This is a genomic window from Marinobacter sp. (assembly GCF_041690455.1).
In the GTDB taxonomy this organism is placed as follows: Bacteria; Pseudomonadota; Gammaproteobacteria; order Pseudomonadales; family Oleiphilaceae; genus Marinobacter.
Genome location: NZ_JAWLHI010000035.1, coordinates 1 through 26,721 on the forward strand (window position 1 = coordinate 1; position 26,721 = coordinate 26,721).

Consider the following 26,721-nt stretch of genomic DNA (forward strand, 5'->3'; position numbering starts at 1 on the left):
GTTCAGAAGACGCTGAAAAAAGGCTTGAGGATCGGGATGCGCAGAAAAATGTCTATAGGCCTTTACCGCAAAAACTTCAGGTTCCAACTGTAGGAAAGTCCGACTTATCTGCCTCTCATGTTGAAACGCCAGATTATCGAATTTCGCCAGCAGCCGAGTTCTTAGCGGTTCGGGAAGAGTCGCGATTTGTACCACATAGGCAATGTACTCATGTGCCTCCAATGAAGGCTTTCGCACTTTAAAGTTAGCCTGTGCAACAGCGTGAGCCACCTCGTGAACCACGAAACTTTGCCACATTTCTTCGCACATATTCATCCCGAAAGGCGGATGGCGTTGCGCCATTACTTGGGCCTGGCTGAAACTGGGAACCTCAATGCGAAATCTCTTGGAATCGTAGGTACCCTTGACCTCTGCGCCATGAAGGCTCAGAGAACGATCTACCAGATCGAGTGTAAACCGGGTATTAACTTCAAAACCTTGATGACGCATGAACGCTAGTGCTTTGCCAGCCGCTTTGCACGCCAGCTCCCCATCCTCTGCCCGGTCACTGTTTACGGTAACGCCCGGAACCGTGCACACGACAGCGGTAGCGCCATAGCCCTGAGAATGTATCAGCCAGATAGATGCAAACAGCAGGCAGCACGCTATTACTGACGTGCTTAGCTTGACGGCAACCTCGGCGATTCTGCACAACAGATATCCCTTCATTGTTCCGACCTATGCGCCCTATGCTCACGAGCATGGGCGACGCTTGGCTACATCCAAAGACTGCTCCTCGGAAACACAAAATGCAAAATGCGAAGTATCCGACAAAGACCAGAAGGCCATGATCAGATCAAGGGGGAGTTTTATCGTCTGTATTACTATAAATGCAGCGCTTCTTGGTCTAGATTTGTTTAAGAGTTGGCAGTATTGGTTACGACCATTGGCAGTACTCTCGCACCATCAATCGATGATCGAATGAAAGGATGCCGCCATGAAAAGGATCATTGTGCCAACAGCGCTTGCAGGCTGCCTCAGCCTTGGCTCGGTAACAGCACTGGCAGACTCCCACGGTAAAGACATTATGAAACTTGCCGAAGATAAACAGTGCACGGTGTGTCATACCAGAAGCGATGACGTGCCTCGATCACCATCTTTTAACAGCATCGCCCAGAAATATACGAGGGATGATGCTGACAGGCTGGTTGAGGTCGTTCTGACAGGTGGAGAAGACCACTGGGGCTCGGCGAAGATGCCCGAAATGGATGATCGACCTGAGGTCAGCGAACAGGAAGCAACAAAACTGGTTAACTGGATACTGGAGATGCGATCTAATTAAGTGAGAAACCCTCGGATTCAAGAAAAGGCTTCGGTCGAACCAGCGAGGGTTCCTCATACCCTGCCAATCGGCCAATAAAAAACCCCAGCATTGCTGCTGGGGTTTTATATTGGCGGAGAGGGAGGGATTCGAACCCCCATACACAGCAGGACATAAAAGGACAATGCTGTAAAATCAGATTGTTATGAAAATTCCACCGGACATAAGCGGACAACTTAGGCTCTGTTTCTGCCCCAATTCTGCCCCAAAGTAATCAGACTTAAAGCGCTACATTGACATGGTAGAGGTCCCCAGTTCGAATCTGGGTGGTCCTACCAATTCTGCAAATAAAGTCAGTTACTTACGCGCACCGTGAGAACTGGCTTTTTTTCTTTCCCGATATTTTCCCGATATTTTCCCGAAACGAATCGCTTATACAGTGGTCGCTCTCACCTGCTTTTCGCGTATCCTCCAGCACTTCAACCAGGTGGAGTGGACACCCTTGCGAATCACCACACAAATGCTCCAAGAGTTGGAGCGATCGATAGCGCCAGATGCCCAGGCGGAGATCCGAATCTATGCCGGCGGGTGCGATATCCGCGTGCGCTGGAACAAAGGATTGAGAGAGGCCAATCAGAACTTGGGCGCGGAGCAGCTGGCCCAGATCGAAGAGTTTCGGGAAGAGAAAATGCGGCAGGCCTGGGACAAGCTGATTGCCAAGTTCCAGGGGTTACGGGATATGAAGCCGAGATATTGATAGGGAGGGGCCGGAAGCCCCTCCCTTTTTTCACTCCTCGAAAGCACCAAGGATCTGGTGCAACACCTGAAGCACGAGCTCTTTCTCCTGGGCAAAAATCACCCTGAAGAACTCAGTAACAAGAAGCAGAGCATTCTTGTCATTCAGGTGTACTGCCTGCTCAATGGCAAATATGAGCGTTTCGAGTAGTGCCTTTGCGGCTTTCAGATCCATACTTCTCTCCTTATCGTGGATCAGTTGCACACAAACAGGCACACGGGAGTGCTGGAAATACACCTTGCATGGTGTATCCTAGATAGTGCGGTAACGAAGTCGGCAAACTCAAACCGCTAGCTCCAGGCAGGCCTCCCGAGGCCTGCTTTTTAGTTTCTGCGTTCACAGCTCTGTTCGTCTCATCACCTCCTTGCTTTTGCTGGACTTAAATTACGGCCGAAGTGAAATTAGGAAAGTAATCTTTACCCCTCTAATTTATGCTCCTCGCTCTGGATTCTAGTTAGATTTTGCAAAAACGGTAACTAATCCGTTTAAAAAAGCGACACTTACTACTCAAATCGAAATTCCACCGGCTCCACTAAATGGGTCTACACTCTATGAAACCACGCTTTTTCAAACTGCAACCCCCTGACTCCTAATAATTGCATATTAATAATGCACTTCCAGGAATTGTCAGCACCGAAACCATTAAAACACAGATCCGGATTCCTCAAAGCGGCCATACCCAAGTCCACTTCAAAGAGAATACAGGGATTCCTGGGCTAAAAAATCACCTGAAAAGGGGGATCTGAACCGACGACCAGAGACTTCAGGAATTCGGGGAGAAGGCTCTTAGTACAAACTAAAATTTCCGATCATATACCCGTCATCAGCACTCTTATTAAGAATGTATTGAACAGGGTCGCCGGCGCCATCCATGTAAGTGAATCGGTGAAGTTCGTATTCGTTATCCCCCAATGGGTAAAACCACTCAAAGCTCGCTGCAACCCCGGTCCCAAAACTAATCATAGACGCCTGTTGAATTCTTGTGTTCTTAGAAAGGGCGCTATTCGGTGCATTTATGTGGAAAGTAGCCCCTCCTGACCCATAATTCGGAGTCCAGGCGCCAGACTGGGATTCGTTAGCGGAATCGAGGGGCGTTTGGTCGCACCGCTCACCATTGTCAAAGTCTCCTGATATTGGATTAACAGTGACGACCGTATTTGTGTACGGGTCCGGTGCAATTTCTTGCACAACCTGACCATTCTGGTAGAGCCGATACCTGATATCCTTGGTTGTAACACGGGTCTGCGTGGAGGATGTTCCGTTGAATGCTGTCTGGGTTTGGTCATCTATTGATTGATATTCGCACGCAAAAAGCCCGAATCGCGCATCGATTAGCGCTCCAGTCCTTAGAAAGTCATCGGACGTAGTGGTAGAAGTAGAACTGCCGTTCACTTGCAGAGAGCCAAACGAGCCAGATCGCACGGTCTCGGACTGGGTTGAGGAGGTAAGTGGGCGCTCCGCTCCTACGAGCTTTTCAGCGCCGAACCAAACACTTGCCGCCCCCACCGTTCTCTGCCGCTGCAAGGTTACGGTTGTGTTTGTGGCCTTCCAACATTGCTCCCAGTAATTATTCGGGTTTGAAGCAGTCCCGGAATTCACATAGGTCAGACTAGTCAGCTGGAAATCCTGGCGATTAGAGCTGAACACGGACTCCTGAACCGACCCCCTGCGATATTCCAATCTTGTGGCGGTCTCGCCCACAAATTCGTAGCCGATGATCTGGGTGTAGTCCGGATAAAACCCCGAGCGCGTGTCCGTTTCTATTACTCCAGAATATACATCGCCAGTAAGCGAGTAATTGTATGACCCCTCACCGTCTGGCCCCGGCAGAAAAATCGGCTCCTCAGTGAAACTTGTTGCACTGCTCCAATGAACGGCCAAAATGCTGAAGATTTCACGACTAAAGCAGATGACAGCTTTGGCGCCGGATTCTGAGAAATACATTCCTTGAGATGGCGGAATCAAATATTCGGAATCGTAGGAGTCTATAATTTCGGCGCCGGCCAAGTCTGGCATATCGCCATTCCATGGGATATCGATTATCCGGCAACTGTAGCGGTCAGCAGGGTCTTGCCATTGGCTGAAGATGCCGTACCGCATATTGCTGGCGCAAACACGGAGCCATCGCTGGCTTCTATCCGCTCCATAGACAATGGCGGCACCGTCCACCGTCCGAAAATCCGGATGGATATTCACAAAATACAGATCACATATCACCTTGCCTTTGTAGAACACCCTGCTGTCATAGGCGGGGCGCTCATCCGAATACTTGTTCAGACTGTCAATCCCCTCCAGTTCGTGACTAAGGCCGCAGATTCTGCTGGCAGGGCCGTGCCAGCTAAGAACATCCGAAGGCCCGCGCCCGATCCAGTTGCGCAGGCCATAGTTCTGCTCTACGCCTCGCAAATACTTATCTGGAACTGTCGTGAACACCCATGCGCCACCAGCGCCATAGATCGTGCCCAGAGGCGGGTTGATCTCCTGGCCGTTTTCATCCTCAAATGGCGCGCCGAAATAGTCAGCCGCCCAAACGCCAGTTGACTTCATTGGCGTGCAGATGATTTTCGCGGAGCAGGCTTTTGGTTCACTCTCAAAGCCAATTACAAGCGGGCCGGACTTGGTAAAGCGAACGACAACCCTGTCACCTTCCTCAAAGGCCGCAGAATTGCAGTCCATATACACAACAGGAATGTTTTCCAGGGTTTGATTCTGATTGATCGGCAACCCTTGGGCCGAGGACTCAGCGGGATCAAGGTCAACGCTCGCGCCGTCGATGGTCAACTGTGTAATCGTGCCAACTCGATATCTTGGCAGCCATTTCTGAACGCCTGGAAGAATGGCGGCATTGAAAAATATCTGGGGCCCAGATTGTGCTAGGTACGGGAACAGCCCGCCATCCCGCGCCGCATCGTATACAGCTCCACCCAGATAGCCGGGCTGGACCAAAATGCCCTGGCCACCCTCATCATTGATATCGATGAGCCCAACCTCACCTGCCATTTCCGGGGAATAGTCTGCACACCAGGCTTCAAACTGACGATACTCAGGGATACCCTCGAGCAGGTTTCTCCGCTTGAGTTTGGAAAGGTTTTCAGCAATGAGTTGGGTCAGATAAATATTGAGAAGCCGAAGCTGGGAGTTCAGGCGAACCAACTGGCTCTGGCTGTTTCTCAGGCCCGCCCGTGCAGCCTCCTGGTCTGTGAGGTAGAGGCCGAGCCAATCATCGATCTCTGACTTTACCTGCTCAATCTCGCTTTCTTTCTGGAGTACTTCAGTCTTCTTTTCTGGTATCTGAACGGCCAGTTCTGCAAGCCGTTTGGTGAGTGACTGAATCTCAACCTTTATGCTGTCAACTGACAAAAACTGACGGACAACATACTTCCCTTCTCCCAGAGAGCTAACAATTTCGCCCTTGGACATTATCGTTCACCAACTTCGCAGAATTTACCTGTTTCATTAACGTAGTAATTGATGTATCCAGCGGTGAAGACTTCGCCAAGAGCATCAACCGTCATTCCGGGCTGAAGAAACATATCGATATCACAGCGCACCCGTCGCTTCCCAGATGGGGAGCTGATAGAGCGAACACCAGTGAGCTTCCGATAACCTTTCGAGATTGGCTTTCCTGCGATGTAACCTGATACCGTCAGTGTCAAAGCCCTGCCGCCCCGGTCTGGCCTGAGCAAATCGAACCGTGAACTCAGGATTTCTTCATACCGCTCGGAACCGTCAGCGAGCCGGTAGCCTTTCTGGATTGACAGAGAGCCATCCTTTCTAGCATCGATATCGGAGATGAAGGCTTCAGCATCCGGGATCACTGCTTGAACGTAAGACGATCGGGTGCCTGCCTGGTTCGTGGCCTGCCAACTGGATATCTGCCCGATATAGAGATCATCCAGGCCGTTGGCATCACCACTTATCTTGAGGCGATAGAGCTCCTGCAACTGAATGGCTGGAAGTAATGAAAGCCAATCTGAAAACCCTCCGCCCGAAGCCGACAAACTAAGGGATGAAGACCCCTGACCCTCGAATCCATTTTTCGCCGTACCGCTGGCTGTCAGATCAAGGCCCAGTTCGCCGCCTGAAACCTTTAGGCCAGCGCCAGTCACGATGAACGGAAGCGTTACTGCCCCGGTACCTGCAAGCGGGGTCTCTCCAGTCCCTGAAACTGAAAAATCTAGGGTTACGGTAGTGTCTATGTTTTCAAGGGCAGGAAGGTCTATGTTGTTAAAATCCGGGGCTGGAGCGGGAAGAAGCACCAGATCTATATTATTAAAGTCTGGCGCCGGCATTACGTGACCTCTGTTCCAATATCAGAAACCAAGTAAGGGCCGATGGTGTGAACCCCGATTACATCCCCTGAGCTATCTTTGCTAACCATTGTCAGCCAGGCGCTTTCTGAGCCCGTAAGGCTCACCTCTGGGTCCGTGTTGATATAAATCGGGATGTCATTACCCCCAGGAATGAAAAAGGCAATTCGACTAACTTGCTGACCGGATGAGAATCGCATGACGAGATCCAAGTCGGTCGTGTTTGGTATCGGGTTAGAAATCCCACCCGAGAACTCGTAAAAGGCCATATTATTGGCCCCCAACGACCAGCGACAGCGAGGTGATGGAAATAGGAGCGCCGACTACAATGGTGGCCTCGTTGAAGTTGATTTCTCCAGAACCGTCATCTGCTATCGTGAAATAGGCGGCCTCATCGCCATTCCGGTCAAGAACCCGGCACCATCCAGCCTCTCCTGACGCATCTGCAGAGCTGTCATCAGTAATGGTGTCGAAAGTCAGAACCCCAGCGCTAACCGTGCCAACGCCAGGGGTCAAGGTGAGGGTGCCCAACAAGGTGCTTGTGATCGTCCCGCCCATAGACGCCGGGATGGTGCCGTCATAAATTTCAATCACAGGATTGGGGTTTACAGAGCCGGCTGCCATATCCTGAACCAGGTCCTGGGCAATGGCGGTACGGCGGGCAGTAGTGATTTTCATTGGTCAATCCTCTTTTCAACCAGTATCTGAATGCGGGCTTCATCCCCGCTTAGCGAGAACGGCCCGGGTGCACCGAGAAAGCAGCCTTCGTCGGTAGCAACAATCAGGCGGCTGTAGGTTTTGGCAAGCCTGCGAACGTTCTCAATGACATCCCGATCTCGCGCCCGCCAGCGAATATCCAAAGTGCGATCAGCATCTGAGTATCCAAAGTCAGGAATAGCAGCTTTGCCATCCAGCGTCGGTATCCGATTATTCCGGCGCTCAAAACCCAACAAACCGTCCGGATCCAGGTCGAAAAGCTGCACGTAACCATCAAGGTCGAACAGTGGGGCGGCGATCGATACGTTCATGTTCTAAGTCCCAAAAGCATTTCCTCGCCCTCAGCGTTAACTTTCACCTGCAAGTTTTCGAGTATCTGGTACCAAATTGCTTCCAGGTGAGGCTCGAGGCCCGGAGCATTCACGGTGAGCACAGAGTCACCCCTTGAAATCTGCCGTGTCTTTTCCTTGATCAGATCCACCTGCGCCTGTGTTAACTTACTCTGGTCATTCAGCGCCTGTTGCCGGAACTCATTCTCCTGGCGGATCTGTTTGGATAGGTCGATCTGGGTGGAGCGGCTGGCGTCATCAAACCCGCCGAAGAGGTCGGTGATCACCTTCCCCGTGTTCGCGAACGTATCGCTGATGGTGTCTGCAATTGCCTCTACTTTCTTGGCGTTCGCCTCCACCTCAGCAATGTCCAGCGAAATGTTCGCCTCAATGTTCTTTATCCGCTCATTGCTGGCGATCTTCTCCATCTCAATGAAGAACTCTTCGGATTTCTCCACCGCCTTTTCGGTTTTCTTGGCGGTATCCTCCATGGCATCGCCGGACTTGACGATGGTACCGGAGAAGGAATTGATCTTGCCGGTGGCTTCGTCATAGCCCAGTTGCAGCGATTGGTTATTGTCGGAAAGCTCTTTGGTGGTGCGAGAGACCTCACCAAGCGCCCCGCCGCTCTTCGTGACAGAATCACTCAGCTCATCCAGGGCGGTGGTCACTTCCCGCTGGTTGCCGCTGTAGTCAGAGAGGGAGTCGTTAAGGGCCTTCTGTTCGGCGGAGTTTTTGACCAGCTCTGCAGCACGGTTGTTCAAAGCTTCGATATCCAGCTCTGCCGCCTGTTTAGTATTGTCGAGGGATTCGGCCAGGCGGTCGTTCAGATCCCGCAGCTCATCGGTTTCGCGGGCAGTGGCTTCTACCTGGTTGCCGACACCCTCAAGACTGCCGTTGATCTTGGCGATCTCATCGGCATTGAACTTCTCATACAGCCAGCCACCAATGGATTGCCCAAACTCTTCTTCGATAGGCCCGATGATGTATTCATTGATCAGCGTGCCAAGCCCATAGCCACCGGCCAGAGCCAGACCAACCAGGCCGAACTTGCCGGCACCAGCCGCAATGGTTTTCACGCTGTTCAGGTTTCCGATCAGAGCCTTAAATCCCTGCGCACCGGCCAATGCTGTGAGACCAGTACCGATAGATTCGAGGCCGCCGGCAAGCCCGCCGATGGCTGGGAGCACGGTGTCAATTGCTTTGCCAACACCCAGCAGCTCGCCGATGCTCTGTTTGGTCTGAGAATCCAGATTCTCAAAGCCCTCGATACCTTTACCCAGCGCAATGAACAGGGGCTCAAGCCCTTCAGCAATTCCGCTGGAGACCTGAACCAACGCAGTAAACGCATCCACCACACGCTGCATTGCGGACTGAAGGCCTTCAACAGTGGAAAGATCCACGTTACCAAACAGGCCCACAAACAAATCATCGAGCTCTCCACCCAAATCACCAAACGATTCAAGAAGGTCAGAGAAGTCCAGCCCTGAGAGCGCTTCAGGGAAGTTTTGGGCGATAACCTGAAGCTTTTGGTCGATGTCCTGAGCAAGCCCTTCCAGGCCGTTCAGTATCGGTGCGAACGCGCCATCATCCAGCTTTATCTCATTGCCCAGGGAATTGAAGATGCTGGTGATCGACTGAACAACCGAGCGGGTCTCGTCCGTGAGGTTTGAGCCCAGTTCGATTAGCGCTGAATTAACGTTGTTCTGAAGGGTTTGTCCAAGCAGCCCAAGAGTATTGGTCAATTCCTTTGAGGCAGTTACCGCATCACCTGCGTTGCTGCCGTATTTTTCAAGACTTTCCGAAAGTCTCTCGGAGTTTTCGCCAGTCAAGGCAAGCACTGGAACGAGTGCCTCTTGTGTGCCGAAAAGCTCTCTGAGAACGGTCACATTGCCGCCAGTCTTATCTGTGACCTCTTGCAAGAAACCTGCAAACCCCTTGCTTGCAAGGGCGCTGGCGTTGAACTCAATACCAAGCTCATTGGCCAGTTCAGTTGCCTGCTTTGAGGGGCCTATAATTGAGTTAAGAGCAGCCCTTATGCCAGTAATTGTTTCGGCGGTACTGGTGCCGGTCCCGGAAGTAATGGTGGCAATGGCTGCGCCAACCTCTTTGAACGAAAGCCCTGCCGCGTCAGCGATAGGGGCTAGCCTACCGATTGTAGACGCCAGTTCCGGTATCGTCGTTTGGCCAAGTTGAACCGTTGTAAAGAAGTCGTCAGCGAATGCGCTGGCCTGATCTGCCGATGCGCCAAACGCATTTAGGGTGCTAACGAGAGCAACAGTGGTTTCGCCAAGATCAGCACGACCTGCAACCGAAAGCGTCTCAGCGGCAGCCAGCAACTCCAGCGAATCCTTGTAATCAACGCCGGCAGAGATCGCGCTGTAGGTGGCGCTGGTTATGGCATCGAGTGATGCGGTTGACGTTTCCGAATAGGAAAGAATCTGATCTTGAAAATCCCGCAGGTTGTCCGCTGGCTGCCCGATCAGGGTGGCGATCTCGCCGAATGCGGTATCGAAATCATCCGACAGCTTTACGGCGAAGGCGGTGATACCCACACCAGCTGCAGCCAGGGCAAGATCCAGCTTCACGATGCTGTCTGTGATATCAGCCAGAACGCCGGTCACGTTGCCGGTTTTGTTCACCAGGCCATCCAGCCCGCGGCCAACAGAACTGATGGCGCCGCCGGTGTTATCAACGCCGCCGAAGATCAGCTCTACCGTTTTCTTGAGGTCTGCCATGTTTTCTCCGGGCATTAAAAAACCCCGCCGGAGCGGGGTTCTGTGGGATCAAATCTAGCTGTGAGGTCTATCTGCAGTTTTGCTGAATTCGGCGCCGAGCGTCCGCGATCTTGGCTTTCACGTACCGCATATCACCAGCGCTGTATCCCGCACTGCCGATGTCGTCCCGGGTCTCTTGATAGTAATCGAGGTCAGATTGAGCGGATTCGCAGGCGTAGTTGGTTTGGTTTCGCTCAGCCCTGGCTTCCGCCATCCGTTCCTGATGCCGAGCTGCTCTCTCTCGATCAATCCGGTCAACCAATTGCTTTTGCTTTTCCGTAACCATGGAGCCGGTCTTGCTTTCCCGGATATGCACTTCTTCCTGCTGACCAGGTGGAGGCTGATTCCCGAAGTGAACATTGCCGTTCTCATCGGTCCACTTGTAGACTTGGGCAACGGCGGAGAATGAAAGGGTGGCTAACAGCAGGAATAAAAAGCGCATGGATTACCTCCGTGTAACAGGTTGTAAAACCATAGCACATTACTTTTTGCTCTGCGCTTCAAACCAACGGCTCCACAAGCTCACTTCAGTTTCCGTAAGGTAGCCCTCTGGAAACACATCAGGCCGGATCTCAAACAGAAACCGGCCCTTGCGATCCGCCAGGGCTAGGCTGGCTTGGATGTCTGGCTCTTTCCAGAGGGCTTTCGCTTTACCTGGGCAACCTTGCCCTGGCCGGTCAGGTCATAGATATGAACGGACAGTTCCAGGAAGTCCATGGGGTAGGCATCCGCAATGCGCACCACATCCTGAATCTTCAGCTGCGGAGAGACCACCGCCATCTGAACGTGAGAGAGCTTTTTCGCCAGTGCCTTGGGTGTGTCATCACCAAGCCCCAGGCCAGAGAGCAAGCCCTGAGCCCTTTCGGATTCGGTGCCGGCCAGTTGCTCTGCCACCTTCAGCAGCACTTTGCTGTTGTCCGCTTCCTGGTCTGCTTTTGCCAGCTCCTGAGCTGTCAGGCCGCGCACCCGGTAAACGACCGGCTTGGGCGTGGCATCATCGCCCTCACCTTCATAGCCACCAAAGCCAGCAGCGGTGAGACCAGAGAGCGGGACATCCTGTGCCCGCTCCTGAAACTTCGCCTTGCGGAAAGCGGCAAGGTCAAAATTACTCACAGCGATACCTCTTTGCCCTTCTCATCCACGTTGATGGTGCAGCTGGCCACGATATCGCCACCAGCCGGGAAGGTCCGGGCAATGGACAGCACGCCCTGCTCGATGAAGTGCTGGGGCCGATTCTTGTCTGGATAGAAACGGAAGTACAGGTTCTGGCCCTGAACACTCGCAATGGTGTCGCTGATCCCATCCGTGAGATCCACGCTGAAGCTGGCGTTGTTCAGGCTCTGGGAACGGGAGTTCTTAACCCGGGTGTAGGTCTGCTTACTGGAAGAAGAATAGCCCACCTCGGAAGGCACGAAGTCGTAAGCATCGAACGCTTCGATAAACTCCGGTGTGGCAAAGCTGGCATAAACGCCTTTGGTCACATCGCCAGTGTGGATCTTTTTCAAAGCGGAGCTGAAGCTCACCTCACCATTCACATAATCGATGGTGGCGATCGGGAACACAGCGCTTTCCATGTGCACGTTCACCAGCTGGAAGATCTCGCCTTCTGTCACTGCAGCAGCGGTATCGCTGCTCAGGCGAACCTGGGCAAGTTCAATGGAACCAACCGGAATCAAAGGCGGTCCACCGGCATCGCCTCGGACTTCAGTGAAAGACGCGCCTTCCGTTCCAGGAACAGCAGTCACATCGCCAGCGCTATCACAAACAATACTGTTGATCATGTGGGTTTGGGTGGAGGCTCGAGTTACAGAAATGCTGGACTGAGCAGCCACAGCCAGTTCTTCGCCCGACACAAAGGCGGTGAAGGCTGCAATCGCTACCGCATCACTGCCAGATGCCGGAGAGCAGGCACCACCGGTTACCACACCATCAGCCCGAACCACTGGCGCAAAGCCGGCAGCCTGCGACCACAGCTCTTCGCCGGATTCAAAGATTTGCGCATCGCCAGAATCGGACAATGCAGTCATAGGAAAGGCGTTCTGCCCGCCTTCAAATTCGAGCAGCGCGTTGTCTGTAGACATAGGGTTTCTCCTGGTTTTCAAGCGCCACCGGGCGCGGGGTTTGTCTGACTGGAGGTGTTACTGGTAAGGGCTGGTATTGCTGGTTTCGTAAACGATCTGGAAAGTCACCAGAATGATCATTTCGTTCTGGCCCGGATCTGGGGAATCCAGAACCGAATCTGTGTAGCTGATGTGCTTGCAGAGCCCGCCAAGGGTCTGATCGCTGGCCAGGGCATCATCAAGCATTGCCGCCAACATCTGATTACCCTGAACACTCGAGTTGATGCTGTGGTCACGCTTCGCCATCTCCCCGACGTTGAGCGTCAGGGTCATTTCATACTTCCGGTACTTCAGCTTCTCGGCAGTTTCGGAAGGATCCCAGATAACCCGTGATGGCAGCTCTTCCCTGTTGTCCAGCTGTTTGCCGCGTTCCGCTCCCACTCTGGCCGCAAAGGCCTGAACAACCTGTTCTCGAATGCTATCTGGCATCAGTAGCCCCTAATAATGGCGTCGATTTCTTTTTCGAATTGCTGCATCTGGTACAGCGCCAGGGGCTCAGCGATGTCTTCTTTCACATCCGTGAACACCTGGGAAAGCGAGGGCCCGTAGAAGACTTTGATCCTTCCGCCGTCAGAACCGATCTTCGAACGCCGTCCGGCGATCGCAACACGGCCATTGGTGCCAGGCAGAACCATGTAGAAAGGCTTGCCCTCAATCTCGCTGTCACCTTCAAAAACCTTGGCGCCACCCGTTGGCTTCACCTTCACTCGGATTCCACGCTTCGGAATCGCGGGCGGTTTGAGCCAGCTGGTTTTGTCACCGGCAATGCTTGTATCCGTTGAGAAGCGCGAAAGCAGAAGGCCCCGGGAAGGTGTCGAAATCTTTGCCTGGAGCTTTTTCTGTGAGGCCTTGGTGATCGTCATCAGGCTCTTCACATAAGCCGCATTCAGGCGAACCTGTTTCCGAATCTCTTTACTGGACTCAGTGCGGCTCTTTGTAATGGTTTTGTTGAGGGATCTGGCATGCGCACGAGTGGCCCCATCCGAAAACTTCGCCAACAGTGCCCGCACTTCCTGCAGGCTGGAGCGATCAACTTCAACTTGCATTTGCGTAGTGCCTCGTCACATGCCCGTCATCCGTGATCAGCCCATCCAGCACCCATTCGGTTTGCTCGATGGTCACCCGATCACCGCGCCGGGGCCGGTCAACGTAGCTCTTCCGGATTTCGATCTGATTCCGGAAGGTGGGCAGGTTGGTGTCATACACCTGGCGCTGTTCCACATCGCGATCCAGAATGCAGCGGATCTCAAAGCTGGCGCCCTGAGCATCGGTGTACACCGCATCCACGGCGAACTTTTCATCAATGGCGGACTCAAGCCGGTCCGCCATTGAATCGAACTTGCTGGCCATCAGTCGCCGCTGGCGCCGTCGCCGGTTTCGTCATCGTCCGATGCGCTACCGCTGGCGTCTGGTGCAGCGCCAGAGGCCAGCACAGGCCGCTCACCTACTTCGCCATCGTCCTTGATCACACGAACACAGCTTTCATAGGTCTTGAGCTCAGCAGCGGTCAGCTCAGTTTTGGTCCCAGCTTTGATCACTGTCTTCTGACGGGTGTTTTTATCGCGGTCTTCAACCCGCTTGATAAACACCACTTTGGTTTTCTTTGCAGCCATGTCATTCACCTTTCAGGATTCGATTTAGATATGAAAAAGCCGGCCCATTTCAGGTGAAAAAGACCGGCTTAATTCATCATTTCAGTGCACCGGTTACGGAGTCGGCAGCACCTTCGCACACAGGGTGGCGTCGATCCGGCGAAGGATCGGCAGCGGGCCAGATTGAGTCATGATGTACTCAATACCGGGGTCGTCTGTGGTGAAGTTCTTCGGCCACATTTCCGCTTCCTGGTACTGCGCGTTGGCGTCCAGAATCGCACCATAGGCACGAACACCGCTTGCGCCCGCGGCACTCACGATCACAACATGGCCGTAGGGAATGAAGTACTGCTTGTTACCCTGGGCATCCTTGTACCAACCTTTGTACTCCCAGAGTTCCGGCCCAGTCTCACCGAAGCGGCCGCGATAGAAGGCATCAGTTTCAGCAGGCGCCATCTCAAAGGTGGTTTCGGAGCCGCGGCGAGTGCTGGCCAGTTCTTTGAACTCTTCGTTGCCAATGGCTGCGCGGAAGGTACCAGGACCGAAGATCACGTGAGTGGCTGGCGCTTCAACATCCCCGAACCAGTCCTCGACGTCTTCCGCCGGCTTCGCGGTGCTCTGGTTCCATGCCCCAGCACCAGCAGAGATATCGACGGTGAGGTTTGGATCACGGCGGAAGTCCAACAGCTTCTCGGGATACTTCGGCCCAGAGACAACTACCTGGCCCGTCAGAAGCTCCTGGGCCAGCATCCACTCTTCCCGCCGGCGGATCTTTTTGCGGTGAGTGGCCAACAGATCCACGCGAATAGCATCGGCACGTTCCTCTGGCGTCAGGGGACCATTGAAGCCTTCGCCAGGGCGGCGCTCAAGAACCCTTGAGGGATCCACTACATCCTTCGGTTTCAGGTACGGCGGAATGAACTTTCGAAGTTCGCCGCCCGGCTGCTGGCTCACCTGGCCAGGCACGTAGGGACTCACGAACGGAGCCAGTTTGAAGTCTTCATCCCAGGCATCAAAGGCAATTTCTTTGGTGCCGAAAGTCACGAACCCCGGGCAAAGCAGGTTCAGCAGGAACGGCATGAACGGATCCAGACGGCGGGTACCGTCCAGCAACTCAGTGGTGCTGTAGGTCATGGGGTGATCTCCTCAGATCTGGTTAATCAGGTGATGCTGGTAACGCAGGGCTACCGGGCGATCACTCCGGGGTTACAAGTGAAATGGGCGTGCCGTCGAAGGCGGCCAATTGCTCGATGTCGCTCCAGGTGCTGTGGAAGCTCACCTGGGTTTTGTCCAGGTCGCCGCCTTTGGCATACACCACGTTCATATCACCACCGCTGGCATCTGCATCGTGGTTCAGGAAGCCGATCGGCTTTTCGGAGCCGTCAGTTGCGTCTTCCTGAGACTCCACGAGCTTGCCAGTTGCGGCAACACGCCCAATCGCCCGACCTCGGGGCAAGTTCTGGCCACTGGCCAAAGTGCCGCTGTCGAATGCCACCAGGCCGCCCAGAATGAACGGCGCCGGCTGGTAAGGCACGTATGAAGAGCCTGCGTAGATATCAGACATGGTTGTTTCCTCTCGGTTAAAAACAGGTTCTCAAACCGCCCGCCAGTGGCGAGCCGTTCCGGGTTAGTGGACTTTGTTGCTGCCGCCGGTGGCCTTGGCATGAGCAGCGGCCAGCTTGGCGCCGCCTTTGAGCTCGCCGCCCTGTTCGCTGCCACCAGCGTCCGCTGCGATTTCCGGCTGCTTGGTGTTACCCATGGCTGCGTCCAACAGGCCTTGCGGGCCAGCGGCTACGGTGGTGTGCTGGTCAGCAGCTGCCAACATCTCTTTGGCTTCTTCCACAGACATCGTGGTTTTGAACGCCAGGTGCTGGGCCAGCTTGCCCCGGCCTTCGGCTTCCTCACACTGCAGGATGCCGGCAATGCGGGCCTGCTCTGTGGCGGCAGCATCAGCAGCCAGCTTGGTGGTATCCACGGTGTCCGGTTGCTCAGTGCTGGCTTCCGGGGCGGGTGCCGGTGCAGTGGCCGCCGGCTTGGTCTTTGATTCAACCGTCATAGTGCTAACTCCGATTGTCGTGGTGGTTTGGATGTAGTCAGAGAAGGCGGCCAGCATGTCGTGGCCATTGATGAGCTCGTCCGCAAATCCAACATCGATTGCGTCTTGCCCGGTATAGATGGCCGCCTCAGTGGCAAGCACATCCGATGCAGAAAGGCCGATATGGGTACCAACCATCTCCGCGAATTCATTGCGGAGCCGGTCTGATTCGGCCTGGAATCTGGCGAGCACCTGCTCAGGCAGGTTCTCGTAGGGGTTGCCATCCACTTTGAAGGCGCCGGAGTGAATCAACGTCACATCAATGCCGTTGGCCTTCAGCTGCTCTTCAAAGCTGGCGTGCATCATCACCACACCCACGGAACCGGTCCGGGCGCTGGTGGTGGTGTATCGGTAATCGGTGGCGCTGTGCAGGGCCATGCCGGCGCTGCAGGCCATGTCGTAGGAGATGGAGGCGATCGGCTTCTGGCCACGCAGCTCATTCAGCCGGCGGGCCGTATCAAAGCAGCCAGCAACCTCTCCACCCGGGGTGTCCATATCCAGCAGGATGCCGTTCACGGTTGGATCCGCCAGGGCTTCCTCTACCCGGGCAATGATCCCGTCGTAACCGGTCATTCCGGAATACGGCTGCAGGTGCCCGAACTTGTGAACCAGCGTGCCGGAGACCGGAATCAGAGCAACGCCCCCGAGTACTTCATAAGGCCGATTACGTGGCCGATCGGAACCGAACGAATCCGCCCGCATCCGCAGCTTTTCCTGCGATTCAATCAGGCCGAACTCATCCTGCAGGCTGGCAATCCCCAACCGGGGCGCCAAGGCGCCAAGAAATACCCGGGCATAGCCAGGCTCCAGCAACAGCGGCTGATTCAGCACACGGGCTGCAATGTTCTGGTTTCGCATAGTTTTCTCCGGGCATTAAAAAACCCCGCCGTGGCGGGGTGGTGTTTGGTAGCAGGGGCTGGACTCGAACCAGCGACCTTCGGGATATGAGCCCGATGAGCTGCCAACTGCTCTACCCTGCTAAAACTCAGTTTTCGGCGACTGCCTCCGGCTCCTCCTGTTCGGGAGCAAGGGCCAACGCTTTCACCCAGCTGGGTGGCGGCAGGCCGGCTTTTTTCCGCTCGTCCATCTCCCGCACCTGCTGGGCAAACACTTCCTGGTAATCCTCGCCCATCTTCGCCAGCTCTTTCTCATAGGTGGAAAGGCCGGATTCAATCAGCAGGATGGATTCCTTCACTTCCTTGAGGCCGTCGATGGCGATGCGGCCGGAGCCGATCCACTCGCAGTTGCACCAGGAAGCCTTCGCTTCGTAGAAGCCACGGGTGGCGGATCTCGGCAGGCGGATGCGCCCGCTGTCGATCGCTTCCTCGAGCCACAGCGCAAACACCATGGAGGCAAAGCGACTCGGGATGATCTTCCGGCGGCCCATGAAGTAACGCCAGCTCTCCATCATGCTGGCCCGGGCGGTGCTATAGCTCAGCTGCCGGTAATCCTTGGTCAGTGATTCGCTGGAGGTGTTGGTGCCGGCGGCAATCCAGCGGGTGATTGAGGATTCCAGTTCGCTGAAACCGTTATCGGCATTGGCGCTGGTGAGCAACTTGAGCTCTTCACCCGGCATCAGGTGCGGAATCTTCACGCCATTCAGGCGAACATCTGCGCCCTCGTGATAATCGGCAACGGTGCTCAGATACTTTTTCAGGTCGGTATCGCTGACCTCACCGCCAATAATCTGCATGGCGGCTTCACTGCCCAGCTCGCTTTCAATCACCGCCGCGTACATGGCGTTAACAATGGCGTTCTGCAGCTTAGTCTGTTGAAGCTTGCTCAGCTGGGGCAGCTGTTCCATCACGCTCAGGAACTGGTTTTCCCCTCGGGTCTGGCCATCGCCACGGGGCTCGAACACATGCAGGAACTGCTGCCGGCCCCAGTCGGTTTCCCGGGGCACGAAGCTCCAAGTGTTGCCCATACCATCGGACAGCCCGTAGCCGGTGATGTCATGGTTGCGCACGAAGTAGCCGGTGGCAGCTCCGAAGCGGTCCACCATCACTCCGCCCCGAAGATTGTTAGTGTCCGGACGATTGTTCGGGTTGCACACCCGGTGGTGGTTCACCAGCTTAATGGCCGTGTTGAACAGCGCACCGGGCCGGCCCGTGATCCATTCGGCGGAAGCCATGCCCTCGCCGGCGCTGGTGTGGTTGGCCGTGATTTCCCGGCACATCATCGTCAGGGTGCGCTTGCGCTCGGCATCCACATAGCAGTTGATCGGGTCTTCCGCGTATTCGGTGAAGGCGTCCTCCACCTCTTTCGCAAAGGCCCGGGCATCCTCTTCGCTCATGCCCAGCGCCCGCCATTTCGGCTTGTAGCTGAGCCGGAACATGTGGCCAACGATGTTATCCACGTGCAGCTGCACGCCGTTTTTGGCCAGTGCATGGTTGCGCACCAGGTCTTCAGCACGTGCGTTGCCACGCTTCAGGTCTGGCAGCAGGGCCGCATCCGCCGTTTTGGCGCGCGGATTCCAGCGCTGCAGCTGGCCACCAAAGCCGGTACCGGTTCCGGTGTAGCTCTCAGCCTTCCGGATCGGCTGGCCGGAACTATCTACAAAGCTGATTTCTGGAGTCTTCACAGAATGAACCTCGCAGGACCACGGCGACGGCCAGCGCCACCAAGCTGGCTTTCCAGGCTGGCAATGTAGGCCGCCAGGTCTTTCTTGCTGGCCTGGGAGAATTCAACGGTTTTGCCGTCCCGCTGAATGCGAACCACGGCCTGCCCGGTCAGCAGGTTGTGGTAGGCATTGCGGGCCTCCAGCAGCTGGGTTTCAAGACTCATCGCATTCTCCGGGCAATATCAGCCAGGCTTCCGCTTTCGGAATTGGCTTTGGAAGTTTGAACAGGCTTTGCTGCAGGCCGCTCTTCAGCAGCCCGTTCAGGCGCTGCCGGTGCCAGCAAATCGCCCTGCTTCAGTGAGGCCTCGCGGGCATCCCACTGGTCTGGCTTTCGCACATGCAGCTTCAGCACACGGGCCGCGTGCAGGGAGTAGATCTCGCAATCCAGAGCCTCGTTTCGGACGCCTGATTTCTTCTGGTAGACCTTTCTCCCGCCACGCTGGCGTGAGGGTGCTTTGATCTCACTCAGCACCTGGGTGAAGTAGTCCGATCTCACCTGCTCATAGAAGTGGATCCGCCCGGGCCCATGGCCCTCCAGTTTCAGGCGCCCGAAGAACAGGTCTTTGGCTTTGTGGACACCAACAATGTGCACCTGCAGGCCGTACTTGCTGGCCTTCGTGGTCTTATTGTTCAGATCCACTTTCTTCGGTGGGCTGACAATCTCACGGTTCAGGTTGTTGGATTCACCCTTGCCGGCCATGATTTTCACGCCCCGGCGCCGGCGCGATCGCACATACTGGTAGATGGCGTCGTTGGTCTGGCCGTCGGAGGAGTCCAAGGTTGCCGCAGACACGTGGATCGGGAAGCCCAGTTCATGCTGGTACACGCCGAAAATGAAGCGGTCCAGCTCATCGTAAACCGGGTCTTTCGGATCGATGCAGGTGCGTGCCGCGGATATCTCACCCCAGTACACCAGCCAGCTTTCTTCGCCCCGCCCCCAAGCACGGACCACGATGGCCAAGCGATCGTGCTGAACGTCGACACCAACGGTGAGTTCCAAACCACCTGCCGGAACAGTGAGCTCCTGGTACTCCAGGGCCCGCTCTCTCAGCGCATCTTCGCCGGGTACATCAGTGCGGTACTCATAGGCCAGGCCGAGACAGCTGTTCTCGAAAACGATCATGTCGCTTTCGTCGCCCTGATCCAGTTCCTTGCGGGCCTTCAGATAACGCTCAACCAGCATGGCGAGCTTGGAGCCCGGGAACGGGCTGTAGAGCTCATTGATGTAGAAACCGGCCACGCCCCGGAACGGCTTCTGGGCTTTCCAGTAGCCTTTGCGCACGTTCCGGTTCTTGTCGACATCCCGCCAGGGCACCCCGCAATGGGGGCAGACGTAACGGGCCGTGCTGGGCTGGGCGGTACCCAGGATCTCATCGGGCACCTCGGCGCCCTCATCCCAGATCACGTTTTCCCAGGACAACACGTGCTCATCGCCGCACTCATGGCAAGGCACCATGAACACCCGCTGGTCGCTGGCCTGGTAGGCTTTGTCTACCCGGGACAGGCCCTTCACAGTGGGCGTGCCCCCGAAGATCACCTTCCGGTATTCGTAGGTTTTCGCGCGCTCCTCGAGGAGCTTTACTGAATCCCCCTGCCCTTTGACGTTGGTGTTGCAGTCGTCCGGCTCTTCTACACAGACCACCGGGGCAGAAAGTGACTTCACGTTGTCCGGTGCGTTGGACGCCACCAGTGCCAGAAAGCCGCCCGGGAACTTCTTGAAGTCCGTTCGGTTGCCGGTGCTCCTGGAAGTGGAGACATCCACCAGTGGCCGAAGCACCGGTGAGGATTCGATCATCGGCACGAACTTTTGATCCAGGTACTTCCGGATCGTCTTGTCCTTCGGAAACAAAAGGACGATCGGGCAAGGATCGTTGTGAATCCGGCGCGCCAGGTAGTTGTTCCAGACACCATCCGTCCACGCCACCTGCGCAGACTTCCGGCAGACCACCTCTTTCACGGTGGGATCGTCCAGGGCATCCAGCATGCCAGGCACCCACGGCGTGAGATCCGTGGAGTATTTGCCCGGCATCGGGCTGCTCTCCTGGGCAAGGTACCGGTACTGGTTCGCCCAATCAGTTGAGCTGATCTTCTCCGGCGGCTCGAACTTGGCCAGAGCCTGGGCTATCACCAGCTCCAGGTTCGCAGCCAAGGCCTGCCAGCTGTCGGAGGATTGATCGAGAATGCTCATTCAGAAGCTCGATATCGAGATCGATGTCGTACAACGTATCGATCTCAGTCTTGAGTTTAGGGTTGCCAGTCAGCACACCTGTGCGGATAGCCAACACCACCTGTTCCAATCGAGCCCCCACCAGTGCCGCCGGCACCAGTTCTTTCAGATCCTGCGCATAGGCCAACTCTGCCCGGTTGCCTTTAATGCGCTCCAGGCGCTCACGGGCCGACTCATGGCGCGCGCCGTTAACCGCACGCTCCATCAGCCATTCGTGAACATCCTGGGTGTCGTACTCATTCGCCTGACCCCGACCGCCAGCTTTGGCAATCGGGAACGAACCGTCTTTCTGGTAAGCCGTGAAAGACCTTTCGGAAATACCGAAGATCTCAGCAAGCTCTCGCTTGTTTACTCGCTTACCCATTGCTAACTCTCTGATTCAAAACCAAGGAAGGAAGGCCAAGGTTGCGCCAAGTCTGCGAAAAAACCGCGAGTCTGCGCCCCCTCAGTGGAGCCAGCCGCCAGAAGGACCCGTGCCCATCAGGCTGTGACCTTGAACTCCGTGGCACCATCTTCAGCAACACAACGGATTGCAGTTACAGCGTTCACCATCAGCGAATCGGTGTAGCCGCTGACATCGCCTTCAGACCAGGGCTTTCCTTCTGCAGACCCATCTTCGACTGCAGTCACATCATCCTGAGTGTATTCAACCCGGGCGGTACCAGCTGCTGGCGCCACACTCACCAGGACATCACCAACCCCAGCCGGTAGGAACAGCCACTCACCCGTGGCACTGGTCACTGTTTCTTTATGGATGAAGCGCTGCCGGGGAATCGTGCGGTTCTGCTGGAACTGCTGATCATTCTGATCGGGAGAAAGAGTTTTAGGCATAGTGGTCACCTGAAGAGTGTTTGGTTAACGGATCCAGTCAGTGAACGGAACAGAGGCTGGAACAGACCCCTGGGGGAGGTGATGATTTCATCGACCACCTTTAGCGTTGCTGTCACCACACTTTCGTTGCCGGCATCGTCAACACCTGTCGCTGTCATTGTGTAGGTGCCAAGCGCGAGCTCATTCAGCTGTTGAGTCCAGGCGCCATTCGATAGGGTCGGGGTGTAACTTGAGCCATGAGTGACATCCACACCCTCAACCTGAAGCGTGATTGCGGATGCATCCCCTGCACTGCCTGAGGCGATGGGGGTGGTATCAAGTGTGGTCAGAGCATTGATGGTGATTGCCGGAGAAACTCCATCGACCAGCACGCCGGAGGTGTCACCGATGCTGTTCAGCGTCAGATCCGCATCATTACCAGCCGCGTCCTTGATCGTGCCGCCGTCCAGAGTCAGCGTGCCAACCGATACTGCGCCTTCATCACCTGATTGAACGGTATAGCTGAATACGGTTTCAGCTGTCCCGTCACCTGAAGCGTAATTGGCCTGCCTGGCTGAGCCGCCGATGGTGAAGTTAATGGCCGGCGTTCCAGTGACGTTGACCGTTTCATTCCAGTTCGGTGTGAAGCTGAGAGTGTCGCCTGGGGTGTAGCTGTCCGCCGTAGGGACGTCCACTGACAGGGTGATTGCTCCGGTGCCGTCAATGTTCAGAGTGCCGGTGAACTGGCCAGTGCTGGAATTAGGGGTGCGCCAGGCCAGAGTGAAGGTGGTGGTTGTGTCGCCGCTGGCCGTCACTGTCACCGCGTCCAGCGTATTCACATCCTGCCGCCAGAGCTGACCGTCTGAAATGGCCTGCCAGTCAATCTGGACCTTGGCCTGATCGGTATCTGAGATGACTGCAAGTTCAACCGTGCCAGTGGTGGCAAAGTTGGCGTTGGCCATAATGCTATTCGGGTGGGCGTCACCGTGGCTGGTCAGCACATAGGAATAGGTGATCCCGCCGCCCGTGTAGGTGCCGGTATACCCCAGATCATAAGCCGTGCCAACTGACCCCAGGTTATAAGCCATCAGATCAGCCCCACTGTCTCGCTGGCGATAATGCTGTCACCGGCTGCGGTTCTCAGATGAAGCAGAACCGGATCGGCGTCTGCCGCTGCCGTACTGGATAGATCAATGTTGCCAAGGTTGCCCGATGCATCCGTGGTGGCTGTGCCGGAGTAGTACAGCTCAGCGCCGTTGATGTTCTCGCCATCGGTGACTCGCACTTCCACATTGCTTAGGCTGGCCAGAGCAGAACCGTCCTTTTGCAGCGGGTTGTTGCTTGGTGCTACTCCGACCACATTCACCTGCACCGTAATCGTCTCGGTGCCTGTGCCATCGCCAAGGACCAGATCGTATTCGCCAGAAGTGGTGATCTCATCGGTAGCGGCACCGGCAAAGCTCACCGTTGTTCCGGCTTGGCTGATGTGGTCGAACACGTTGACGCCGTTCAGGGTGGCAGTGGTGATGGTGCCGAGGGTGGTCTCTATGTCGAAGGTGGAAGATTTTCGGATTTCTTGCGCGCCTGATGCGCCAACGTTAAACCCAACAGCAACATATACCGCATTTTCAGTTCGCAGGTTGTCTTCGATGATAAGTTGCTGATCGCCAGAATCATCTTGCTCATGACCCAGCAAGTAATCATTTGTTGCGGCATCGACAATTTGCTCGGCATCGGCACTGGTGCCGTCATCAATTGTCGCCCCCCAGTTGGCAGTCTGAATGTAACCGATGAACAGGGCCGCGCCTGCATTTGTATTGAAAGTCGGGTTAACTGGGGCGCTCCAGCCTGAAGTCAAAGATGCCGATGCATCTTCAGGCGTCACGCCATCCCACTCGCTGATCTCGTGGGCCACAAACGTTGCACCAAAACTGCCAGTGTATGCAAGAGAGTACGCCCCTGCGTCTTCCGGCAGATCGGAATCAGACCAGTACAGCAAAAGTGCTCTAGCCGCAGACCCCGGATCGTCGTAAGGCCCAATGGAGCCGCTAGGGGTTACGCCTTTATAGGTGAAGGATGCTGCTGAAATGTTGGGAGGGTTTCGATCTTGTACCGCGACCACAACCAGAGCCCTGCCGGGAGTAGACCCGTTCGCCAGCGTGAAATCGGCTGTAGCATTTAATCCTGCCGAACTTCCTATAATTGCCATCTTATACCCCTATGCAGAGATTGCCGGCGGAATCGGTGTTGACCGGAGGGTTTGCATTGGTTCTGATCATCATTCGGTCAATCCACATTGACTGAGCCTGCGGCGACCCTGTTTCTGCGCCAGCACTGGCTGCCGTTTGCTCGGTTACCGGATCAAAGGACTCAAAAGGGGCGCTGGTTGGCGGATTAAAAAATGTGCATATATGAACTCTGTCAACCTCGTGGGCGGCATCCGCCATAGTGCCAATATCCCTGACCTCTTCCAGTAAAACCCCATCAATCCATGACCTAATTAGCGCAGTTCCGCCATTATCAACACCTTCAGTGTCGAATTTGACGTACATTTCGTAGGTATGCCATTCGCCGGGAATAATCTGGTCGGCGGCCCTGCTGCTGCCGGCTGCTCTAATGTCGTAATCAGCTTCTGGCTCTGAGCGGTGATACCACGCAACAGAGTCAAGCCCTTGGTCTCTCCTGCCTCCACAGTTGTACCAATCCACATATCCTGCATTCGATTGACCAACTGGGCGCGTGTGAACCCGCATGAATTTCCAGCCGATATTGTTATTGAACAGCCAGCCTTCTTGCCATCGAGCATCAAGTCTTACCCATATCTCGTCACCTTGACCTAGCATTGAAGACAGGTTTTTTTGAATTCCGGTCTGGCTCCCGCCATCGTTATTATCAAAACGCGCCGATTTTGTTCCGACGCTTGCCTGATCATCAGCAGCGTAAACCTGAAAGCCCGAATCAAAGACGGTGTTGGTTATGTCATCACCAACCGTGAGCCCCTCAAAGTCCTCGAAAAACTCAGCCCCAGTACCGTCGTCAGTTCCAGATGGCGGTGACACTCCGCCACCACCTGGCTCGAGACGTGCCACAGCCAGCGTCACATTCGGAACATTTAGCGGCGAGTCAGAGGTAGCCATTACGTTTAGCTCCGGGATAGTGTCGGAAATTTTTACAAATACAGTGCCGATTAAGGTAGGAGGTGACGGAAAGTCGCGCCCAAGTAGGCGTGGCACAACTCATGCTTTAGCTGACTTCCGACATACTCAAAAGGGATATAACAATGAAAATTTTATGGATAACCTTGCTTTTCTCTATCTCAGTCAGCGCCCAGGCAACGATCTACAAAATAGAGCAGGCCTATGGCCTTTATGGGGGGTACGTCCCCGGTCAGACCGAGCCAGACTTTACGCTAGAAGCGACATTCTTTGCGGATACAGAGACTGAGACTTTCTTCGGTTGGACTGTAACCAAAGACGGTCAGGCTTTTGGTCAATACCAGGGGCATCGGCCAGTCCCGTACAGCCCTTATTTCGATGAATGGCTTGGGCACTCTTTCGTGACGCTTAATAACGGCTGGTCACTTAGTCTTTATGACATAAATGTTGAAATGGTTGGCAACCAAGGGTTCTTTGGATCTCTCGTTTCAGGCGGCTGGTATTACAACATCCTTGATGTCTACAGTCCTGAAGGAACAGGATTTGGGAGCAGTACCAGAAATATAAATGTGTCCAAAGTTACAGAGCCTTTAACGCTCAGCCTTCTGGCTCTCAGCCTGGCCGCTATCGGCATCAGGCGAAGGCTTCGTTAATCAATCTTGCGCCTGATGATCAACCGGGCGCTCATCCCAAGCCCGGATGTCGTCCTTGTCGCCTTCGCAGGCCTGGAACGTTTTCTTCAGTTGCTCAGCCCACACAGGGCACCAATCAATCCGCCTGGGGGGAGCTGGCAGAGTTCGCTGCACCAGGTAATCCGCTGGCACGCGTTGCTTCACGTACTCGGTTCGGGTCAGCCACTGTGCCGGCCCGCATCCGGTCATAAACAGCATCAGGCCACACATACTCAGGGCCACTACAAGGCGCATCTTTCACCAGCTCCTTCAGCTCAGCCTCAGCAACGGCCAGCTGGTCGTTAAGGGATCGCTCACGCTCGGAGCGGATCACAGCCTGCTGATCGCGCCAAGCAATGTCTGCCTCGAGGCGAGCAATTTCGTTGAGGTTTTCCTGGTTGGTGACCTTGGCCTGATCCATGGCCTGGGTGAGGTTGCTGTTTTCCTTGAGCAGCTGCTCGCGATCGCTCCAGAGCCACCAGAAGGCACCAAGCAAAGCAACCACCAGTGTTCCGATAATCGGAACCAGGTACGGCGCCAGCTTTGCCTTGGCGGCTTCCAGAATCACTGCTTCACCTTCCCTGCCCAGGCCTCGGCAATGTTGTTGCCGAAGTAGCTCACGATCAGCGTTACGCACACGCCGTAAGACCAGCCGATCACAGCGGCCATAGCTACCAACGTACCGGGCTTCCAAAGCTCAACCGCGGACCACAGAAAGGTCTGCAAAAAGGCCCACCACATCCCCGCGTAATAACCACGGCGCCGATGTTTCCACCAGCGGTTCGGATCTGGGTGGCTGTCGTCCGGCATTACCGCTGTTCCTCGCTGGTCATTCGGCGCTTCAGCAGCTCCAGCTCTGCCTTCAGGGCTGCCATCTTGGCGTTGCACTCTTCCCTCTCCCGGCGAAGCTCTGTGGCGTGCTGATTGGCCTGGGCCTTCAGGGCAATATCCAGATCACGTACCTGCTCATTCAGCCGGCTCACTTCGTCCACCAGGTGCTGAATCAATGCGTTTTCCCGCTGGGCCAGGTTCTCATCCCGGGCAATCTTGCCTTTGGTGTTGATCCCAAACAGACCAACAACCACATAGCACAGGGTCATGAACAGGCCACCGATGAAGGCCCAAACGCCGCCACCCTGGCTAAAACTGTCGACTATGGCGCTGAAAGGCATCCGATCATTCCGGGTCATTTGGGCTCGGGG

The 26,721-nt window shown here is 55.3% G+C and carries 31 protein-coding genes and 1 tRNA gene; 3 read left to right on the plus strand and 29 right to left on the minus strand.

The genetic code is table 11. From position 1 onward, the window contains the following. A partial coding sequence (locus tag ACESMW_RS10160) for a DUF6639 family protein (RefSeq protein ID WP_372986918.1) occupies positions 1-708 on the minus strand: 708 nt, incomplete at its 3' end. Positions 709-976: 268 nt separating this feature from the next. Between ACESMW_RS10160 and ACESMW_RS10165 the strand changes: the two genes are divergently transcribed. Continuing rightward, on the plus strand, positions 977-1,321 hold the full coding sequence (locus tag ACESMW_RS10165) for a c-type cytochrome (RefSeq protein ID WP_372986919.1): 345 nt from the start codon (positions 977-979) through the stop codon (positions 1,319-1,321). A 499-nt stretch (positions 1,322-1,820) separates the two neighbouring features. Continuing rightward, complete coding sequence (locus tag ACESMW_RS10170) at positions 1,821-2,057, plus strand: hypothetical protein (RefSeq protein WP_372986920.1); 237 nt, start codon at positions 1,821-1,823, stop codon at positions 2,055-2,057. 30 nt (positions 2,058-2,087) lie between these two features. Here ACESMW_RS10170 and ACESMW_RS10175 read toward each other — a convergent pair whose 3' ends face one another. From ACESMW_RS10175 to ACESMW_RS10295, 25 genes are all read right to left on the minus strand, one after another. Then, positions 2,088-2,270 (minus strand): hypothetical protein, encoded by a 183-nt coding sequence (locus ACESMW_RS10175; RefSeq protein WP_372986921.1) that lies wholly within the window; start codon positions 2,268-2,270, stop codon positions 2,088-2,090. Positions 2,271-2,882: 612 nt separating this feature from the next. Continuing rightward, the gene (locus ACESMW_RS10180; protein ID WP_372986922.1) at positions 2,883-5,516 is read right to left on the minus strand and encodes a hypothetical protein; all 2,634 of its coding nucleotides are present in this window, start codon (positions 5,514-5,516) and stop codon (positions 2,883-2,885) included. Then, positions 5,516-6,388 (minus strand): hypothetical protein, encoded by an 873-nt coding sequence (locus ACESMW_RS10185; protein ID WP_372986923.1) that lies wholly within the window; start codon positions 6,386-6,388, stop codon positions 5,516-5,518. The genes ACESMW_RS10180 and ACESMW_RS10185 overlap by 1 nt, the downstream gene beginning before the upstream one ends. Before the next feature lie 288 nt (positions 6,389-6,676). Continuing rightward, on the minus strand, positions 6,677-7,084 hold the full coding sequence (locus tag ACESMW_RS10190; RefSeq protein ID WP_372986924.1) for a hypothetical protein: 408 nt from the start codon (positions 7,082-7,084) through the stop codon (positions 6,677-6,679). After that, positions 7,081-7,434 (minus strand): hypothetical protein, encoded by a 354-nt coding sequence (locus ACESMW_RS10195; RefSeq protein ID WP_372986925.1) that lies wholly within the window; start codon positions 7,432-7,434, stop codon positions 7,081-7,083. The genes ACESMW_RS10190 and ACESMW_RS10195 overlap by 4 nt, the downstream gene beginning before the upstream one ends. Continuing rightward, positions 7,431-10,190, minus strand: coding sequence for a phage tail tape measure protein (locus ACESMW_RS10200; protein ID WP_372986926.1), 2,760 nt, complete (start codon positions 10,188-10,190; stop codon positions 7,431-7,433). The genes ACESMW_RS10195 and ACESMW_RS10200 overlap by 4 nt, the downstream gene beginning before the upstream one ends. A 67-nt stretch (positions 10,191-10,257) precedes the next feature. Then, positions 10,258-10,671: a DUF4124 domain-containing protein gene (locus ACESMW_RS10205; protein WP_372986927.1), complete on the minus strand. Its 414-nt coding sequence runs from the start codon at positions 10,669-10,671 to the stop codon at positions 10,258-10,260. Between the two features lie 164 nt (positions 10,672-10,835). Then, the gene (locus ACESMW_RS10210; RefSeq protein ID WP_372986928.1) at positions 10,836-11,342 is read right to left on the minus strand and encodes a hypothetical protein; all 507 of its coding nucleotides are present in this window, start codon (positions 11,340-11,342) and stop codon (positions 10,836-10,838) included. Next, positions 11,339-12,310, minus strand: a complete 972-nt coding sequence (locus tag ACESMW_RS10215) for a hypothetical protein (RefSeq protein ID WP_372986929.1) — start codon at positions 12,308-12,310, stop codon at positions 11,339-11,341. Before ACESMW_RS10215 ends, ACESMW_RS10210 begins: the two co-directional genes overlap by 4 nt. Positions 12,311-12,367: 57 nt before the next feature. Beyond that, a complete protein-coding gene (locus tag ACESMW_RS10220; protein WP_372986930.1) occupies positions 12,368-12,778 on the minus strand; it encodes a hypothetical protein in 411 nt (136 codons plus the stop codon). Continuing rightward, complete coding sequence (locus ACESMW_RS10225; protein ID WP_372986932.1) at positions 12,778-13,395, minus strand: phage tail protein; 618 nt, start codon at positions 13,393-13,395, stop codon at positions 12,778-12,780. Before ACESMW_RS10225 ends, ACESMW_RS10220 begins: the two co-directional genes overlap by 1 nt. Continuing rightward, positions 13,385-13,699 (minus strand): hypothetical protein, encoded by a 315-nt coding sequence (locus tag ACESMW_RS10230; RefSeq protein WP_372986933.1) that lies wholly within the window; start codon positions 13,697-13,699, stop codon positions 13,385-13,387. Before ACESMW_RS10230 ends, ACESMW_RS10225 begins: the two co-directional genes overlap by 11 nt. After that, the gene (locus ACESMW_RS10235) at positions 13,699-13,962 is read right to left on the minus strand and encodes a hypothetical protein (protein ID WP_372986935.1); all 264 of its coding nucleotides are present in this window, start codon (positions 13,960-13,962) and stop codon (positions 13,699-13,701) included. Before ACESMW_RS10235 ends, ACESMW_RS10230 begins: the two co-directional genes overlap by 1 nt. Before the next feature lie 93 nt (positions 13,963-14,055). Continuing rightward, a complete protein-coding gene (locus ACESMW_RS10240) occupies positions 14,056-15,075 on the minus strand; it encodes a major capsid protein (protein ID WP_372986936.1) in 1,020 nt (339 codons plus the stop codon). Positions 15,076-15,136: 61 nt separating this feature from the next. Further along, the gene (locus ACESMW_RS10245) at positions 15,137-15,505 is read right to left on the minus strand and encodes a head decoration protein (protein ID WP_372986937.1); all 369 of its coding nucleotides are present in this window, start codon (positions 15,503-15,505) and stop codon (positions 15,137-15,139) included. Between the two features lie 63 nt (positions 15,506-15,568). After that, positions 15,569-16,894 carry a S49 family peptidase gene (locus ACESMW_RS10250; RefSeq protein ID WP_372986938.1) on the minus strand — a complete coding sequence of 442 codons (1,326 nt, stop codon included), beginning with the start codon at positions 16,892-16,894 and terminating at the stop codon, positions 15,569-15,571. Between the two features lie 46 nt (positions 16,895-16,940). After that, positions 16,941-17,016: transfer RNA gene (locus ACESMW_RS10255), tRNA-Met, on the minus strand. Between the two features lie 5 nt (positions 17,017-17,021). After that, the gene (locus ACESMW_RS10260) at positions 17,022-18,617 is read right to left on the minus strand and encodes a phage portal protein (RefSeq protein ID WP_372986939.1); all 1,596 of its coding nucleotides are present in this window, start codon (positions 18,615-18,617) and stop codon (positions 17,022-17,024) included. Next, positions 18,614-18,820: a phage head-tail joining protein gene (locus ACESMW_RS10265; protein WP_219495874.1), complete on the minus strand. Its 207-nt coding sequence runs from the start codon at positions 18,818-18,820 to the stop codon at positions 18,614-18,616. Before ACESMW_RS10265 ends, ACESMW_RS10260 begins: the two co-directional genes overlap by 4 nt. Continuing rightward, positions 18,817-20,844 (minus strand): phage terminase large subunit family protein, encoded by a 2,028-nt coding sequence (locus tag ACESMW_RS10270; RefSeq protein ID WP_372986940.1) that lies wholly within the window; start codon positions 20,842-20,844, stop codon positions 18,817-18,819. Before ACESMW_RS10270 ends, ACESMW_RS10265 begins: the two co-directional genes overlap by 4 nt. Beyond that, positions 20,729-21,247 (minus strand): terminase small subunit, encoded by a 519-nt coding sequence (locus ACESMW_RS10275; protein WP_372986941.1) that lies wholly within the window; start codon positions 21,245-21,247, stop codon positions 20,729-20,731. Before ACESMW_RS10275 ends, ACESMW_RS10270 begins: the two co-directional genes overlap by 116 nt. Positions 21,248-21,363: 116 nt before the next feature. Beyond that, positions 21,364-21,714, minus strand: a complete 351-nt coding sequence (locus tag ACESMW_RS10280; protein ID WP_372986942.1) for a hypothetical protein — start codon at positions 21,712-21,714, stop codon at positions 21,364-21,366. Between the two features lie 5 nt (positions 21,715-21,719). Continuing rightward, positions 21,720-22,781, minus strand: coding sequence for an Ig-like domain-containing protein (locus ACESMW_RS10285; protein ID WP_372986944.1), 1,062 nt, complete (start codon positions 22,779-22,781; stop codon positions 21,720-21,722). After that, positions 22,781-23,902, minus strand: coding sequence for a hypothetical protein (locus tag ACESMW_RS10290; RefSeq protein ID WP_372986946.1), 1,122 nt, complete (start codon positions 23,900-23,902; stop codon positions 22,781-22,783). The genes ACESMW_RS10285 and ACESMW_RS10290 overlap by 1 nt, the downstream gene beginning before the upstream one ends. Before the next feature lies 1 nt (position 23,903). Then, positions 23,904-24,830 carry a hypothetical protein gene (locus tag ACESMW_RS10295; RefSeq protein ID WP_372986948.1) on the minus strand — a complete coding sequence of 309 codons (927 nt, stop codon included), beginning with the start codon at positions 24,828-24,830 and terminating at the stop codon, positions 23,904-23,906. A 143-nt stretch (positions 24,831-24,973) separates the two neighbouring features. Between ACESMW_RS10295 and ACESMW_RS10300 the strand changes: the two genes are divergently transcribed. Further along, a complete protein-coding gene (locus ACESMW_RS10300; RefSeq protein WP_372986950.1) occupies positions 24,974-25,501 on the plus strand; it encodes a hypothetical protein in 528 nt (175 codons plus the stop codon). A gap of 115 nt (positions 25,502-25,616) precedes the next feature. Here the strand turns inward: ACESMW_RS10300 and ACESMW_RS10305 are convergent, their stop codons facing one another. Genes ACESMW_RS10305 through ACESMW_RS10315 form a run of 3 tightly spaced genes read right to left on the minus strand, consistent with a single transcriptional unit; the run spans position 25,617 to position 26,709 of the window. Then, positions 25,617-26,087: a hypothetical protein gene (locus ACESMW_RS10305; protein ID WP_372986951.1), complete on the minus strand. Its 471-nt coding sequence runs from the start codon at positions 26,085-26,087 to the stop codon at positions 25,617-25,619. After that, positions 26,084-26,329, minus strand: a complete 246-nt coding sequence (locus ACESMW_RS10310) for a hypothetical protein (protein WP_372986952.1) — start codon at positions 26,327-26,329, stop codon at positions 26,084-26,086. The genes ACESMW_RS10305 and ACESMW_RS10310 overlap by 4 nt, the downstream gene beginning before the upstream one ends. Further along, positions 26,329-26,709 carry a hypothetical protein gene (locus ACESMW_RS10315; RefSeq protein ID WP_372986953.1) on the minus strand — a complete coding sequence of 127 codons (381 nt, stop codon included), beginning with the start codon at positions 26,707-26,709 and terminating at the stop codon, positions 26,329-26,331. The genes ACESMW_RS10310 and ACESMW_RS10315 overlap by 1 nt, the downstream gene beginning before the upstream one ends. Between the last annotated feature and the right edge of the window lie 12 nt (positions 26,710-26,721).